This window comes from Variovorax sp. EL159, assembly GCF_900100965.1.
Taxonomy (GTDB): domain Bacteria; phylum Pseudomonadota; class Gammaproteobacteria; order Burkholderiales; family Burkholderiaceae_C; genus Variovorax.
Map to the genome: position 1 here is coordinate 752,194 of NZ_FMUJ01000001.1, position 14,222 is coordinate 766,415.

Consider the following 14,222-nt stretch of genomic DNA (forward strand, 5'->3'; position numbering starts at 1 on the left):
AGCACGATGGGGTTGACCGCGCATCGAGTGCTCCAGAACCGGAGGGGGATGACAACTTGACGCCCCCATCCCCCGTCCAGATACTCAACCGCATGGTTCACCCAGCGGCGGAAGCCCCATCCGACACAGCCACGCTCGACGCCGTCTTCGCAGCGCTCTCCGACCCGACGCGCCGCGCGGTGCTCGAAACGCTGGGCGAGCGCAGCCTCAGCGTGACCGAACTGGCCGAGCCGCACGGCATGTCGCTCACCGGCTTCATGAAGCATCTGCGCGTGCTCGAAGGCGCGGGCCTCATCGCCCGCACGAAAGAGGGCCGCGTCGTGCGTTGCGCGCTCTCGCCGCAGCCCATGCAGGAAGCCGCCGCATGGCTGTCGCGCTACGAGAGGTTCTGGACCGACCGGCTCGATGCACTGGCGCGCTTTCTCTATCACCAGGAGGAGACCGAATGGCAAACCCTGCCCACCCAGGAACCGAGAAGGAGCGCCCCTCGCTCACCCTCCGCCGGCACTACCGCGTCTCGCCCGACAAGGTCTGGCGCGCGTGGACCGACCCGCAAGCGCTGAAGCGCTGGTTCGGCCCCGATGAAATCATCGCCGTGCCGCTGGCCGAGGTCGATCTGCGCGTCGGCGGCCGCTTTCGCGTGACCATGCACGCGGCCGATGGCGAAACGCACGATGTCAGCGGCACCTACCTGGAGCTTGTGCCCCACCGCAAGCTGGTCTTCAGCTGGGCCTGGCGCAGCACGCCGGAGCGCCAGTCTCGCGTGACGGTGCGGATCGAGCCCGACGCCGAAGGCTGCGAGCTGGTGCTGATGCACGAACAGTTCTTCGATGCGGCCGCACGCGACGCGCACAGGCACGGCTGGACCGGCGCCCTCGTCAAGCTCGAAGGCTGGCTGGGCCAAGACCAGAGCCAAGGCAACGGGCGCGCATGACACCTTCGATCGCCGACACCGTCGATGCGATCTACCGCGCCGAGTCGCGCCGCATCTTCGCCACGCTGGTGCGGCTGCTCGGCGATTTCGACCTGGCCGAAGAAGCGCTGCACGACGCCTTCCGCAGTGCGCTGGAGCAATGGCCGCGCGATGGCGTGCCCGTGAACCCGCGCGCCTGGCTGGTGTCGACCGGGCGCTTCAAGTCCATCGACGGCATCCGCCGGCAGGCGCGTTTCACCGCCTGGGACGACGCGGCCGAGCACATCGCCGCGCTGGCCGACCCCGCGCCCGCCTGGGACGACGACACCGAAGACCTGGAAGACGACCGCTTGCGCCTGGTGTTCACCTGCTGCCACCCGGTACTCGCGCCCGATGCGCAAGTCGCGCTCACGCTGCGCGAGGTCTGCGGCCTGGCCACCGAGGAGATCGCGCGCGCCTTCCTCGTGCCGGCGCCCACCGTCGCGCAGCGCATCGTGCGCGCCAAGGCGCGCATTCGCGACGCCCGCATTCCCTACCAGGTGCCCGCGCTGGCCGAGTTGCCCGAGCGGCTCGATGCGGTGTTGCGCGTGGTCTACCTCGTGTTCAACGAGGGCTATGCGGCCTCGTCGGGCGACAGCCTCACGCGCGCCGACCTGTCGGCCGAGGCGATCCGGCTGGGCCGCCTGCTGGTCGATCTGCTGCCCGACCCCGAGGCGCTGGGCCTGCTGGCGTTGATGCTGCTGCACGACGCGCGCCGTGCCGCGCGCACTTCGCCGCAGGGCGACATCGTGCTGCTCGACGCGCAAGACCGCAGCCTCTGGCACCGCGGCCAGATCGAGGAGGGCGCGGCGCTGGTCGAGCGCGCGCTGCTGTCCCGCCGCTTCGGCCCCTACACGCTGCAGGCCGCCATTGCCGCCGTGCATGCCGAAGCCGGCAGCCCCGACGCCACCGACTGGCCGCAGATCGTCGGGCTCTACGACGTGCTGCTGCGGCTCGATCCCTCGCCCGTGGCCGAACTCAACCGTGCCGCCGCCGTTGCCATGCGCGACGGCCCGGCTGCCGGGCTGGCGCTGATCGACGCGCTGCTCGCGCGCGGCGAACTCGCCAGCTACCACCTGGCGCACGGTGCGCGCGCCGAACTGTGCCGGCGGCTCGGCCGCACCGACGATGCGCGCGCCGCCTACGGGCGAGCCCTGTCGCTGGCTCGCCAGTTGCCCGAGCGGCAATTCCTCGAGCGGCAACTGGCCTCTTTGCCGGCCGAAAAAAATAGCTGAACCCGTCGCATCGGGTTGTCGATTTCGGCCGTTGCCAATCGACCAGTGGTGTCCACATTCCATCCGCAAGGAGATTCCGCATGAAATACCTCTGCCTCGTTCACTGCGACGAAGCGGTGATCCGCACGATGCCGCCCGACGAGCTCCGGGCGCTGAACGAAGAGTCCATGGCCTACGACCGCGAGCTTGAAACGAGCGGCCACTTCATCGCCGCCGAGGCGCTGGAATCGGTGGCGTTCGCCAAGGTCGTGCAGGTGCGCGACGGCAAGCGATCGCATGTCGACGGCCCGTACGCGGAAGCGCGCGAGCAGCTCGGCGGCTTCATCCTGATCGAGGCGCGCGACCTGAACGCCGCGATCCAGATCGCGGGCCGCATTCCGATGGCGCGCTACGGCGCCATCGAGGTCCGGCCCATTGAAATCATTGGAAATACAGAAGGGAATACCGCATGCGATACCTTTGCTTGATCTACGGAACCGAAGACCAGACGAGGCATCTCTCGCCGCAAGAAATGGACATGTACATCAACGAACACATCGACTACGACGCGCAGCTGCACGCCCGCGGCAAGCTGGTCGTTTCAGAGGCCCTGCAGCCCGCCGGCACCGCGGCCACCGTGCGCATGCGCCGCAACACGCTGTCGGTCACCGACGGCCCCTTCGCCGAAACCAGCGAGCAGCTCGGCGGCTTCTACCTGGTCGAGGCCGACAGCGAAGAAGAAGCGCTGCAGCTCGCGGCCGGCATTCCCTCCGCGCGCTTCTGCAGCATCGAGTTGCGGCCGGTCAAGTCGATCGTCTGCAGTCCGGGCGGCCAGGGCAACGAGGGAGGTCGATGAGCGTCGCCGACACCACCGCATCGCCTCCCGTCCGTGCCACGGCACGCGAGTGGACCGGCCTGGCCGTCATCGCGCTGCCGTGCATGCTCTATTCGATGGACCTCACGGTGCTGAACCTGGCGATTCCGTCGATCAGCGAAGAACTCAAGCCCACGGCCTCGCAACTGCTGTGGATCGTCGACATCTACGGCTTCTTCGTGGCCGGCCTGCTGGTCACCATGGGCACGCTGGGCGACCGCATCGGCCGGCGGCGCCTGCTGCTGATCGGCGCGGCGGCCTTCGGCGTGGCCTCGGTGCTGGCGACGTTTTCGACCAGCGCCAACATGCTCATCGCCACCCGCGCGCTGCTCGGCGTGGCGGGGGCGACGCTGGCGCCATCCACGCTTTCGCTGATCCGCAACATGTTTCTCGACCCGGCGCAGCGCACCGTGGCCATCGGCGTGTGGATCTCCAGCTTTTCGGCGGGCGCCGTCATCGGCCCGGTGATCGGCGGCGTGCTGCTGCAGTTCTTTCCTTGGGGCTCGGTGTTCCTGATCGGCGTGCCGGTGATGGTGCTGCTGCTGGTGCTCGGCCCGATGTTGCTGCCCGAGTACCGCGACCCCGACGCGGCGCGGCTCGACCTGCTCAGCGTGGTGCTGTCGCTGGGCGCGGTGCTCGCCGTGATCTACGGCATCAAGCAGACGGCGGAGCATGGGCCCGATGCGTTCTCGCTGCTGTCCATTGCCGTGGGCGCGGCGCTCGGTGGGGTGTTCGCGCGCCGGCAGCGGCGGCTGGCCAACCCGATGATCGACCTGCGCCTGTTCAGTTTGCCGGCATTCAGCGTCTCGCTCGGGGCCTACATGCTGGCCTGCTTCGTGATGTTCGGCATCTTTCTCTACAACGCTCAGTACCTGCAACTGGTGCTCGGCCTGTCGCCGCTGCATGCCGGCCTGTGGAGCATGCCCAGCGCGGGGGGCTTCATCGTCGGCTCGATGGTCGTGCCAGCATTGGCGCGGCGCATGCGTCCGGCCTTCGTAATGGGGGGCGGGCTGGCGGTGGCGGCGCTGGGCTTCGGCATGCTGGTCGTGCTTCCCGCGCACGACGGGTTGGCCTGGATGGTGACCAGCGCGGTGATTTCGTCGCTCGGCCTGGCACCGGTGTTCACGCTGGCCACCGACCTCGTGGTCGGCAGCGCCCCGCCGGAGCGCGCGGGCGTGGCCTCGGCGATCTCCGAGACCAGCTCCGAGTTCGGTGGGGCGCTGGGCATCGCGATCCTCGGCAGCATCGGCGCCGCCATCTACCGCAGCACCATGGCCGACGCGGTGCCGGCAGGGCTGGCCGGCCCGGCCGAGGTGGAGGCGGCGCGCAGCACGCTCGGCGGTGCTGTTGCCCTGGCGGGGCAGCTTGCCGGCGGCGCGGGCGCCGAGCTGCTCGACACGGCCCGCGATGCCCTGATGCACGGCCTGCGCCTGACGGCCGGCATCTGCGCGGCGGTGCTGCTGTTCGTGGGCGGGCTGGTGGCGGTGCGCTTGCGCGGTGTCGGGGCCAGCGGGGAGGGCGCGCACCCGGCACCGGGTGCCACCGCATTGCCCGAGCGTTGACGAAACCCCATACTGGGGCTCCACGACGCGATGGATCACCGGAGCCCCTCATGAGCAACGAACTGCGCAAGAAGCTGCACGACCTGGCGGAACTGTCCGAGAACACCACCGACCCGCAGACCAAGGCCATCGTCGAGGCGATCCGGCTGCAGACGGCCGTGCTGAACGAGCGGCTGTTCGCCATCGAGCTGCAGCTGGGCACGCTCACCCGGCGCATGGAAAACACGACGGACTGAGTGGCCGCCGCTTTGTAGGGATAATCCCCGCCATGAGCGGCAACACCTTCGGAACACTCTTCGCGGTCACCAATTTCGGCGAGTCGCATGGCCCGGCCATCGGCTGCGTCATCGACGGCTGCCCCCCCGGCATGGCTTTGAGCGAGGCCGACATCCAGGGCGACCTGGACCGGCGGCGCCCCGGCACCAGCCGCCACGTCACCCAGCGCAACGAAGCCGACGCGGTGCAGATCCTGTCCGGCGTGTACGAGGGCAAGACCACCGGCACCCCGATCGCGCTGCTGATCCAGAACACCGACCAGCGCAGCAAGGACTACGGGCAGATCGCCCAGCAGTTCCGTCCCGGCCACGCCGACTTCACCTATTGGAAGAAATTCGGCATTCGCGATCCGCGCGGTGGCGGGCGCTCGTCGGCCCGCCTGACGGCACCCACCGTGGCCGCCGGCGCGGTCGCCAAGAAATGGCTGGCCGAGAAGTACGGCATGGTGTTTCGCGGCTGCATGACGCAGATCGGCGAGATCACCATTCCCTTCGAGAGCTGGGACCACGTGCCCAACAACCCCTTCTTCGCCCCCGTCGCCGACGTGAGCGAGCTCGAGGCCTACATGGACCGCCTGCGCAAGGCCGGCGATTCGTGCGGCGCGCGCATCCGGGTCACGGCCACCAACGTGCCCATCGGCCTGGGCGAGCCGCTGTACGACAAGCTCGATGCCGAAATCGCCTACGCGCTGATGGGCATCAATGCGGTGAAGGCGGTCGAGATCGGCGCCGGCTGGGACAGCGTCACGCAGCGCGGCACCACGCACGGCGACTCGATCACGCCGACCGGCTTCCTCTCCAACAATGCCGGCGGCATTCTTGGCGGCATCAGCTCGGGGCAAGACCTCGAGGCGAGCATCGCGATCAAGCCCACCAGCTCGATCATCAGCCCGCGCCAGTCCATCGACATCCACAACAACCCGGTCGAGGTCGTCACCAAGGGCCGCCACGACCCCTGCGTCGGCATCCGCGCCACGCCCATCGCCGAAGCCATGCTGGCGCTGGTCGTCATCGAGCACGTGCTGCGCAATCGCGCGCAGTGCGGCGACGTGTCGCAGACCCCGGGCGAGAAGACCGACGCCACGTCGCCGCAAGCGTCCTTCCTCTAGTGTCCGCGCCGGCGTCCGTGGCCGCCGGGCGCGGCCATCTGCTGGCATTCGCTGGCCTGTCGGCCAGCTATTTCGCGCACATCGGTTTCTTCAACCCCTACCTGCCGCTCTGGCTCAAGGACCTGGGGCTGCCGATCTTCACCATCAGCCTGCTGGCCTCGGTCCAGTCGATCACGCGGGTGTTCGCGCCCTATGCCTGGGGCGCGCTGAGCGACCACACCGGGCAGCGCGTGAAGCTGCTGCGCTTCAGCGCGGCGGTGGCGTTGGCCAGCTCTTTCGGTCTCTGGTGGCACGGCGGCGCGTGGTGGCTCGCGCTGGTGCTGCTCGTGATGTTCACCCACACCAGCTCGATGATGTCGCTCACCGAGGCGGCCATGGCGCAGCTGGTGGCCGGCGACTGGGGCCGCTACGGCCGTATCCGGTTGTGCGGCTCGGCCGGCTTCCTGCTCACGGTGTTCGTCGCGGGCGAGTGGTTCGAGCGCTTCGGCATGAAGCACTTTCCGGCCTGGGCCGCGGGCACGCTGGCCATCGTGCTGATCGCGACGATGAAGCTGCCCGACCTGCGCGAGCCGCCTGCCGCCCACGACGCCGTCAAGGTGCCCATCGGGCCGGTGCTGCGCAACCCCGCGGTGCGGTGGTTCTTCGCGGCGCTGTTCTTCCAGGTGATGTCGCACTTCTCGGTGTATGCCTTCTTCTCGCTCTACCTCGATTCGATCGGCTACAGCAAGAGCACCATCGGCCTGCTGTGGGCGCTGTCGGTGGTGGCGGAGATCGTCTGGTTCTTCCTGCAGGGCCGCCTCATCGGCCTGCTGCCGATGCCGCGCTGGATGCTGTTGTGCGGTGTCGCCGCCGTCGCGCGGCTCGGCCTGACGGCGGGGCTGGGCGGTTTTGTCGTGGCGCTGATCGTGGCGCAGTGGCTTCACGCGCTGAGCTTTGCTGCGCATCACACGACTTGCATCGCCGTGGTGTCGCGCCGCTTCCCGGGGCAGTTGCGCGGCCGGGGGCAGGCGCTCTTTACCGTGATCGGCTATGGCTTCGGCGGTGTGCTCGGTGTGTTGCTGGGCGGCGCGGTGGCGCAGGCCTTCGGCTATCGGACGATGTTCGCGGCGGCTGCGATGCTCGCGGTGTTGGGCAGCTTGTGCGCGTGGCGCGTGGTGGCGCTGGATCGGGTGGAGCGCGCGGCCCACAAGCCAGGCTGACGCGCCGGAGGCAGTGACGGAACGTCCGTCTGTTCCGTCACTGCCGGGGGGCACTGTCAGGTCAGTGCAGACCGATCTGCATGTAGCCGGTGGAAGCGCCGCCGGTCTCGCCGACCACGACGGTTAGCACGCCGTTCTGAATGGCAACGAAGTTGGCCGGCGTGGTGTCGGTGAACTTTTTCATGCCGTTGATGTTCGTGCGTGCCGAGCCGAGGATCGCACCGAACGCGCGGAACGTGGTGTCCGGCCGAGCGAGGATGGCCTGATAGGTCGTCGCATCGTAGTTCGCCGAGCCCCAGGTGCCATCGGTGTCGCCGCCGCTGGACGTCGTCACGGGCCATGTCGCGGTCTCGGGGAGGCCGATGCGGAACACGTCGTCGTTCGGCGCCTGGGGGTTGGTGCCCGCCGAGAGGTAGACGTTCTGGCCGCCGATGCGCGCGATCGAGAAGGCGCCCGTGTCTGTCGGGTCCGCCGTGTTGACGATGTTCCACACACCGGGCGTGGCGCCAGGCGACACGGTGTAATTGATCGGCGCGGCCGGTGGGAGGCAGTCCGCGATCGCCTTGGTCGCGTCGTTGCACAGCTGGAACACCGTGCCGTGCAGCCCGATCAGGGCCTGGCGGATGTTGGAGGCGCGCGAAGTCGCCTGCAGGTTCACGCCCAGCCGGTTGTAGATGCCGTCGATCTCGTTCTGGTCGGTCACCAGCGCGCGAGGCGCCACGAACGGCTGGGTCGCATAGCTGCCCGGTACCTTGGCAACGCGGAACTGGAACGCGCCGACCACGGTGTCGCCGTTGATGCGGAACCGGGTGTTGATGGCCTTGCCGGCTTCGTTGCGCTGGCTCCTGAACAGGTAGGTGCCGGTCTCGGACTTGTCGACTTCGATCCCGTCCGACGACGTGGCGCCGGTCTCGTCGGTCATGACGTACGACATGGTGTCGAAGTTGAGCGCCAGCGTCTGCTTCGTGCCGTTGGCTGCGAAGACCTTGTAGCTGCCGTTGCGTGCATCGCCGCCAGACACGTTGAACACGGTGTCCTTGCTGAGCGTATTGGGGTCCGTGGGCTTGGCGCTGACGGTGAAGACGCTGGTGGCGGTGGTGCTGCTCGAAATCTGCGCCGACCACTTGGTGTTGGAGATCGCCGGATTGCGCAGGCTGATCGCGCCGGACGGTGCCGAGCTGCTGGTCCAGTCCACCGTGCCCGAGGCGGGGGTGACGGTGATCGTGTCACCGGGCTTGACCGCGTAGCGGCCGTTGCTGTCCGCGGTGGCCGTGTTCCCGTTCACGAGCACATTGACGGCCAGTGCGACCGGGGTCGCGGGGGCGGGCGCCAGAAGAGGGAAGCCGCCTCCACCGCCTCCGCCACCACCGCCGCCGCACGCGGCCAGACCACCGACCAGGACAGCCGTACCGGCCGCCATTGAAAACCATTTCATTACTAAATTCCCTCTTGTTGGTAGATGCCGCAGCCCTTGATGAACAAGGGCTGTTGGCCTACAAATCGTAAGCGGGAAATTAGAAACGTAAGCTTTTGAAAACGTCGGGTAATCCTTTAGAAAACGCCCGTGTGGCGCGGGCGCATCGTGGCACTACTTTTTCTTGCTTCTTGCCGTGCTGCCCTTGCCAGCCTTTGCTGCCTTGGCGCTCTTGCTCCCTCCGTTCTCTTTCTCGAACAACTCGAAGTACTCCGACGCCAGCTTGCGCAGCGACCGCCCGATGTTCGCGTAGTCGTATTCGTTGAGGTTGGCCAGCGACACGCGCCCCGACGCGTGCTTGCCGCCGAAGCCGCGGCCGGGCAGCAGCACGATGCTGGTTTCTTCGGCGATGCGGAACAGCGCCTCGTTCGGCTGCAGCTTGGTCACGATCCATTTGCCGAAACGCTCGCCGTGCATCTGCGTGGCAATGTCCTGCAGGTCGAGCAGGTGGTAGTAGCTCACCGAGTTCGGGTCGACCTCCAGCGGCAGGCCCAGTTCGCGGTACAGCGCCTCCTTGCGGCGCAGCACGATGTGCTTCATCGACTTCTTGTACGCGTCCGGTTCGTCCATCAGGCAGAACAGCGAGAACATCACCATCTGCGCCTGCACCGGCGTCGAGAGCCCGGCCGTGTGGTTGAGCGCCACGGTGCGGCTGTCGGCCACCAGCCGGTCGATGAACTTCAGCTTGCGCGGCTCGGTGGTGATGGAGCTGTAGCGCGCATCGAGTTCCTTGCGCTTGGCCTCGGACAGCGCCGCGATCTGGCGGTCGAGGATGTTGTCCTGGTGCGTGGCCACCACGCCCATGCGCCAGCCGGTGGCGCCGAAGTACTTGGAGAACGAATACACCAGGATGGTGTTGTGCGGGCAGATCGCGAACAGCGAGCGGAAGTTGTCGGCAAAGGTGCCGTACACGTCATCGGTGAGGATGATGAGGTCGGGCCGCTGCTTCACGATGTCGGCGATGTAGCCCAGCACCTCGTCGCTGATCTTCACCGAGGGCGGATTGCTCGGGTTGCACAGGAAGAAGGCCTTGACCTTCGGGTCGAGCAGCTTCTGCAGCTCCTTCTTGGTGAACTGCCAGTTGTTCTCGGGCGGTGCGTCGATCAGCGCCTCGATCAGCTGGTAGTCGTTGAGGTGCGGAATCTCGATGTACGGCGTGAAGATCGGCATGCCCAGCGCGATGGTGTCGCCGGGCTGCAGCAGGTGGTTTTCGCGCAGGCTGTTGAACAGGTAGGTCATGGCGGCGGTGCCGCCCTCGACCGCGTACATGTCGAACTTGCCCACGAAGGGGTGCGTGCCGATCATCTCCTTGTGGATGTACTGGCCCACGATGATCTCGGACAGGCGCAGCATGCGGTCGGGCACCGGGTAGTTGCAGCCGAGGATGGCCTCGCACATCTCGTAGATGAAGTCGCCGGCCGACAGGCCGAGCTGGTCGCGCACATACGAAACCGCCGCCTCGATGAAGCGCGTGCCCGGCTCGCCCGCATGGGCCTTGGCAAAGATCTCGAAGCGCGACTCGATGCCTTCGCGCTGCGGAAAGCCGCCCACGCCCTCCATGTAGATGTACGAGCGCTCGCTCTCGGTCATTGCGAACAGGCCGAACTGGAAGAAGCCGTGGCGCGGCGTGGTCGCCAGAAAGTTCGGGTTGCCGCGCCCCGCATTCAGCATGAGGCGGTCGCTCTGCTTGGCGACCTGGATCAGGGCATCCTTCAGTTCGAAGGGGCTCAGGCCACCGAGTTTTTTCACGTCGCTGAAGTCCATTGCAAAGCTCCTGGTTGAGAGAAAACGAATGAAGAAAAAAGAGAAGGGGAAGGGGCCGCGTGCCGCGCTCAGACGAGCGCGACGATCAGCGGGCCGAGCAGGGTAAGGAACACGTTCGCCAGCGCATAGGTGATGGCGAAGGGCACGGTGGGCGTGGTGTTCTCTGCCTTGTCGAGCACTTCGCCGAAGGCCGGGTTGGCGCTGCGCGAGCCGCTCAGCGCACCCGCGAAGATGGCCGTGTTGCTGTAGCGAAGCACGTAGCGGCCGAACAGCATGGTCAGCAGCATCGGCACGATGGTCACCACCACGCCCACGCCGAAGATGGTCAGGCCCAGTTGCTTGATCGTCTCGACCGCCTGCAGGCCCGAAGACAGGCCCACCACCACCACGAAGCCCGCAAGGCCCAGGTCCTTCAGCAGTTGCACCGCGCTCGGCGGCAGCGCGCCGAAGGTCTGGCGCTTGGCGCGGTACCAGCCGAACAGCAGGCCCGACAGCAGCGCACCGCCACCGGCACCCAAGGTCAGTGGGATGTTGCCGACCTTCACGCTCAGCAGGCCGACCAGCAGCCCCACCACCAGGCCCGCGCCGAGGTAGACGAAGTCGGTCTTGGCGCTCGGCACGATCACATCGCCGACGATGGCGGCCACGCGCTTCACGTCCTGCTCGGCACCGAAGATCGACACCAGGTCGCCGGTCTGCACCACCGTGTCGGGCCGCATCGGCAGCACCTTGCCCATGCGGCTCAGCGCCGTCACGAAGATGCCGTGGCGCACGCCGCCGGCGGTGGCCTTGCGGATCTCGTCCACCGTCTTGTGGTCGAACTCCTTGTTGGTCAGCACGATCTCGCGCTTTTGCAAGGTGAGCTCCATGCCGTCGACCGCGTAGACCTCCTTGCCCAGCAGTGGGGCGCTGCCCACCACCGCGTCGCGCCGCCCGACTGCGAGCACGATGTCGCCTTGGTGCAGCATCAGCTCGGGGCTGACCTCGATGAACTTGCCGGCGCGCTTCACGCGCTCGATGGTGATGGTGGTCGCCGGGTTCGCGTTCTCGATGTCGGCCACCGTGCGCTTCGGGTCGGTCGTCAGTTCGTAGATGCGGCCGACCAGCGAGGGCGCCGCTTCTTCCTGGTCGGGGCCCAGCACCCTCACGCCGGCCTGCATGGCCGTTTCGGCGGCGATGGCGTCGTCGCGGATGGTGCGGCCCATCAGCTTGGGCAAGATGTTGACGCACACGATGATGGCGCCGAAGGAGCCGAACACGTAGGTCACCGCATAGCCGATGGCCACGTTGCTTTGCAACCGCGCCGTCTCGGCCGCCGCGAGCCCGAGCTTGCCGATGGCATCGCTGGCCGTGCCGATGATGGCCGACTGCGTGAGTCCGCCGGCCGCCACGCCTGCGGCCAGGCCCTTGTCGAGCCCGCACAGCTTGGCCATGACCACCACCGTCGCCAGGCCGGTGACCGCCATCACCGCGGCCAGGATGATCTCTTTGACCGACTGCCTGCCGAGCGAGCTGAAGAACTGCGGCCCGCTCTCGAAACCCACCGCGTAGATGAACAGCGCGAACAGCACCGCCTTCACGCCACCGTCGATCTGCACGCCCACCTGGCTGACGATCACTGCCACCAGCAGCGAGCCCGCCACGCCGCCGAGCTGGAACTTGCCGAACTTGATCTTGCCGATCCAGTAGCCGACCGCCAGCGAGAGAAAGAGCGCCATCTCCGGCGACTTCTTGAAGAGTTCGTGCAGCCATTCCATGGGTCAAGTCCTTTCAGGTTCCCGAATTTCTCCCTCCCCTTTCGGGGGAGGGTCGGGGTGGGGGCACGACGGCCATCGAGCGGGCGCAGCCGTGTTGCACAAGCGCCGCTTGCCCCCATCCCAGCCTTCCCCCGGGGAGGGGAAGGAGCCAATCAATCCTTCACTTCGCCGCATGCACCACCCCCGCCAGGGCCACGATCAACGGGCCCATCAGCGGCAGCACCACGTTCGAGATCGCATAGGTGATCGTGTAGCCCAGCAGCGGCGTGGCATTGCCCGATGCGTTCTGCACGGCACTGAGCGCGGGCGTGCTGCATTGCTGGCCGGCGATGGCGCCGAGCAGCACGGGCGCTTCGAGCTTGAGCAGCCGGTGGCCGACGAAGAGCGAAATCGTCGCCGGCACCACCGCGATGGCCACGCCGACCAGCGGCAGCGCAACGCCGAACTTCTTGATGAGCGTCAGCGCCTGCGGCCCCGAGGCCAGGCCCACGCAGGCGATGAAGGTGGCAAGGCCCAGGTCTTTCATGAGCGCGAGCGCATCGGGCGGCACGCTCAGACGGTGCGGATTCTTCGACTGGTACCAGCCGAAGGCGAGGCCTGTGAGCAGCGCACCGCCACCGGTGCCGAGCGAGAACGGAATGCCGCCGAGCTTGACGCTGAAGCCGCCGATGAACACGCCGAGCAGGATGCCCATGGCTGCAAAGCTGATGTTGCTGCGCGTGGAGACGATCACGCGGTCACCCACCAGCGGCAGCGCCTTGTGCATGTCGGCCACGGGCGCGTAGAGCTTGAGCACGTCGCCGCGCTGCAGCTTCACGTCGTGCAGCAGCGGCATGACGTGTCCGTCGCGCGCCAGGCCGACGATCTGCACCGTTGCGGGCAGGGCCGCATCGAGCGCGCGCAACTCGCGGCCGAACCATTCGCGCTGGTTGACCACGACCTCGGTGGTCTCCACGACCGCATCGAAGGCCGTGGTGTCCGCGAACTCGCGGCCCAGCAGCTCGGCCACGTTGACCAGCGCGGCGCGGCGCCCGATGGCCAGCACCTGGTCGAAGGCCTGCAGCCGCAGCGTGGGCTCGACCGCAAGGCTCTGGCCGCGCCGCACCACGCGCTCGATGTGCGCCTGCCCGCCGAAGATGGCCGTCAGCTCACCGACCGTGCGGCCCCGGCCCACCGTGACCTTGAAGACGCGGCCGACCATCTCGGGCGTGGCACTGGCCGCGTCGGGGTCGTCGCCGCCACCGCCCATCGTCTTCCAGAGCTTGTCGGCCTCGGCGCGCAGGTCGACGCGCAGCAGCAGCGGAAAAATCTGGCTCGTGGCGACCACGATCGCGATCAGGCCGAACACGTAGGTGATCGAATAAGCCGTGACCACGTTGGCCTGCAGCTGCTGGATGTCCGCCAGCGGCAGGGCCAGCTTGGAGATGGCATCGGTCGCCGTGCCTACCACCGCCGATTCGGTCGCGGCGCCCGCCATCAAACCTGCGGCCGTGCCCTGGTCGAGAGACAGCAAGAGCGTGGCACCCAGCACCAGTGCGAGCACCACGACGACTTCAACGAGGCAAAGCAACCCGAGCCGCAGGCCCTTGGCATCGAGGTTGGCAAAGAACTGCGGGCCGCCCGCATAGCCGAGCGCGAAGATGAAGAGCATGAAGAACACGTTCTTCACGCTGTCGTCGAGCGTGATGCCCAACTGGCCGACGACGAGCGCGGCGATCAGCGTGCCGCAGATGCCGCCGAGCTGGATCGGGCCGAAGCGGATCTGGCCGATGGCATAGCCAATGGCGAGCACGAGGAAGAGTGCTATTTCGGGCTGGCTTTTCAGTATTCCGGTCAGCTCACCGATCACCCGCCGTTCCTCTCGTTGCAAATTGCAGTTACCGAATTGGTCAGACCATTTTGTCGGGATTCGGACAATGCGCAAGACTGTTTCGAAAAGGTTAAGCGCCGGTGTGAGGCCCATGTACATCGGTTGTCTTGCATCGGGAGGCGAAGGGCGAACTTTGTTCTGATGCCATCGATATGGCCCATGCAACCGGTGT

13 protein-coding genes are annotated in these 14,222 nt (G+C 67.3%); 9 read left to right on the top strand and 4 right to left on the bottom strand.

The features are described from left to right. Nucleotides 1–92 precede the first annotated feature (92 nt). The 9 genes from BLQ28_RS03580 to BLQ28_RS03620 all read left to right on the top strand — a co-directional run bounded on the left by BLQ28_RS03580 (nucleotide 93) and on the right by BLQ28_RS03620 (nucleotide 7,185). On the top strand, nucleotides 93–563 hold the full coding sequence (locus tag BLQ28_RS03580; protein WP_143012401.1) for an ArsR/SmtB family transcription factor: 471 nt from the start codon (nucleotides 93–95) through the stop codon (nucleotides 561–563). Continuing rightward, nucleotides 446–934: an SRPBCC family protein gene (locus BLQ28_RS03585; RefSeq protein WP_093237163.1), complete on the top strand. Its 489-nt coding sequence runs from the start codon at nucleotides 446–448 to the stop codon at nucleotides 932–934. The genes BLQ28_RS03580 and BLQ28_RS03585 overlap by 118 nt, the downstream gene beginning before the upstream one ends. Beyond that, the gene (locus tag BLQ28_RS03590; protein ID WP_093237164.1) at nucleotides 931–2,187 is read left to right on the top strand and encodes an RNA polymerase sigma factor; all 1,257 of its coding nucleotides are present in this window, start codon (nucleotides 931–933) and stop codon (nucleotides 2,185–2,187) included. The genes BLQ28_RS03585 and BLQ28_RS03590 overlap by 4 nt, the downstream gene beginning before the upstream one ends. A gap of 80 nt (nucleotides 2,188–2,267) precedes the next feature. Beyond that, nucleotides 2,268–2,654: a YciI family protein gene (locus BLQ28_RS03595; protein WP_093237165.1), complete on the top strand. Its 387-nt coding sequence runs from the start codon at nucleotides 2,268–2,270 to the stop codon at nucleotides 2,652–2,654. After that, the gene (locus BLQ28_RS03600; protein ID WP_093237166.1) at nucleotides 2,636–3,022 is read left to right on the top strand and encodes a YciI family protein; all 387 of its coding nucleotides are present in this window, start codon (nucleotides 2,636–2,638) and stop codon (nucleotides 3,020–3,022) included. Before BLQ28_RS03595 ends, BLQ28_RS03600 begins: the two co-directional genes overlap by 19 nt. Continuing rightward, nucleotides 3,019–4,602, top strand: a complete 1,584-nt coding sequence (locus BLQ28_RS03605) for an MFS transporter (protein WP_093237167.1) — start codon at nucleotides 3,019–3,021, stop codon at nucleotides 4,600–4,602. The genes BLQ28_RS03600 and BLQ28_RS03605 overlap by 4 nt, the downstream gene beginning before the upstream one ends. Before the next feature lie 50 nt (nucleotides 4,603–4,652). After that, a complete protein-coding gene (locus tag BLQ28_RS03610) occupies nucleotides 4,653–4,838 on the top strand; it encodes a hypothetical protein (protein WP_093237168.1) in 186 nt (61 codons plus the stop codon). A gap of 32 nt (nucleotides 4,839–4,870) precedes the next feature. Next, nucleotides 4,871–5,986: a chorismate synthase gene (gene aroC, locus BLQ28_RS03615; protein WP_093237169.1), complete on the top strand. Its 1,116-nt coding sequence runs from the start codon at nucleotides 4,871–4,873 to the stop codon at nucleotides 5,984–5,986. After that, nucleotides 5,986–7,185: an MFS transporter gene (locus tag BLQ28_RS03620; RefSeq protein ID WP_256327151.1), complete on the top strand. Its 1,200-nt coding sequence runs from the start codon at nucleotides 5,986–5,988 to the stop codon at nucleotides 7,183–7,185. Before aroC ends, BLQ28_RS03620 begins: the two co-directional genes overlap by 1 nt. A gap of 61 nt (nucleotides 7,186–7,246) precedes the next feature. On the opposite strand, the gene BLQ28_RS03625 is transcribed toward BLQ28_RS03620, so the two are convergent. From BLQ28_RS03625 to aspT (BLQ28_RS03640), 4 genes are all read right to left on the bottom strand, one after another. Further along, nucleotides 7,247–8,620 carry a hypothetical protein gene (locus BLQ28_RS03625; RefSeq protein WP_143012402.1) on the bottom strand — a complete coding sequence of 458 codons (1,374 nt, stop codon included), beginning with the start codon at nucleotides 8,618–8,620 and terminating at the stop codon, nucleotides 7,247–7,249. Nucleotides 8,621–8,773: 153 nt separating this feature from the next. Beyond that, on the bottom strand, nucleotides 8,774–10,423 hold the full coding sequence (locus BLQ28_RS03630) for a bifunctional aspartate transaminase/aspartate 4-decarboxylase (protein WP_093237171.1): 1,650 nt from the start codon (nucleotides 10,421–10,423) through the stop codon (nucleotides 8,774–8,776). Nucleotides 10,424–10,491: 68 nt separating this feature from the next. Continuing rightward, nucleotides 10,492–12,180 (bottom strand): aspartate-alanine antiporter, encoded by a 1,689-nt coding sequence (gene aspT / locus BLQ28_RS03635; RefSeq protein WP_093237172.1) that lies wholly within the window; start codon nucleotides 12,178–12,180, stop codon nucleotides 10,492–10,494. 160 nt (nucleotides 12,181–12,340) lie between these two features. Next, nucleotides 12,341–14,029 carry an aspartate-alanine antiporter gene (gene aspT / locus BLQ28_RS03640; protein ID WP_256327153.1) on the bottom strand — a complete coding sequence of 563 codons (1,689 nt, stop codon included), beginning with the start codon at nucleotides 14,027–14,029 and terminating at the stop codon, nucleotides 12,341–12,343. Between the last annotated feature and the right edge of the window lie 193 nt (nucleotides 14,030–14,222).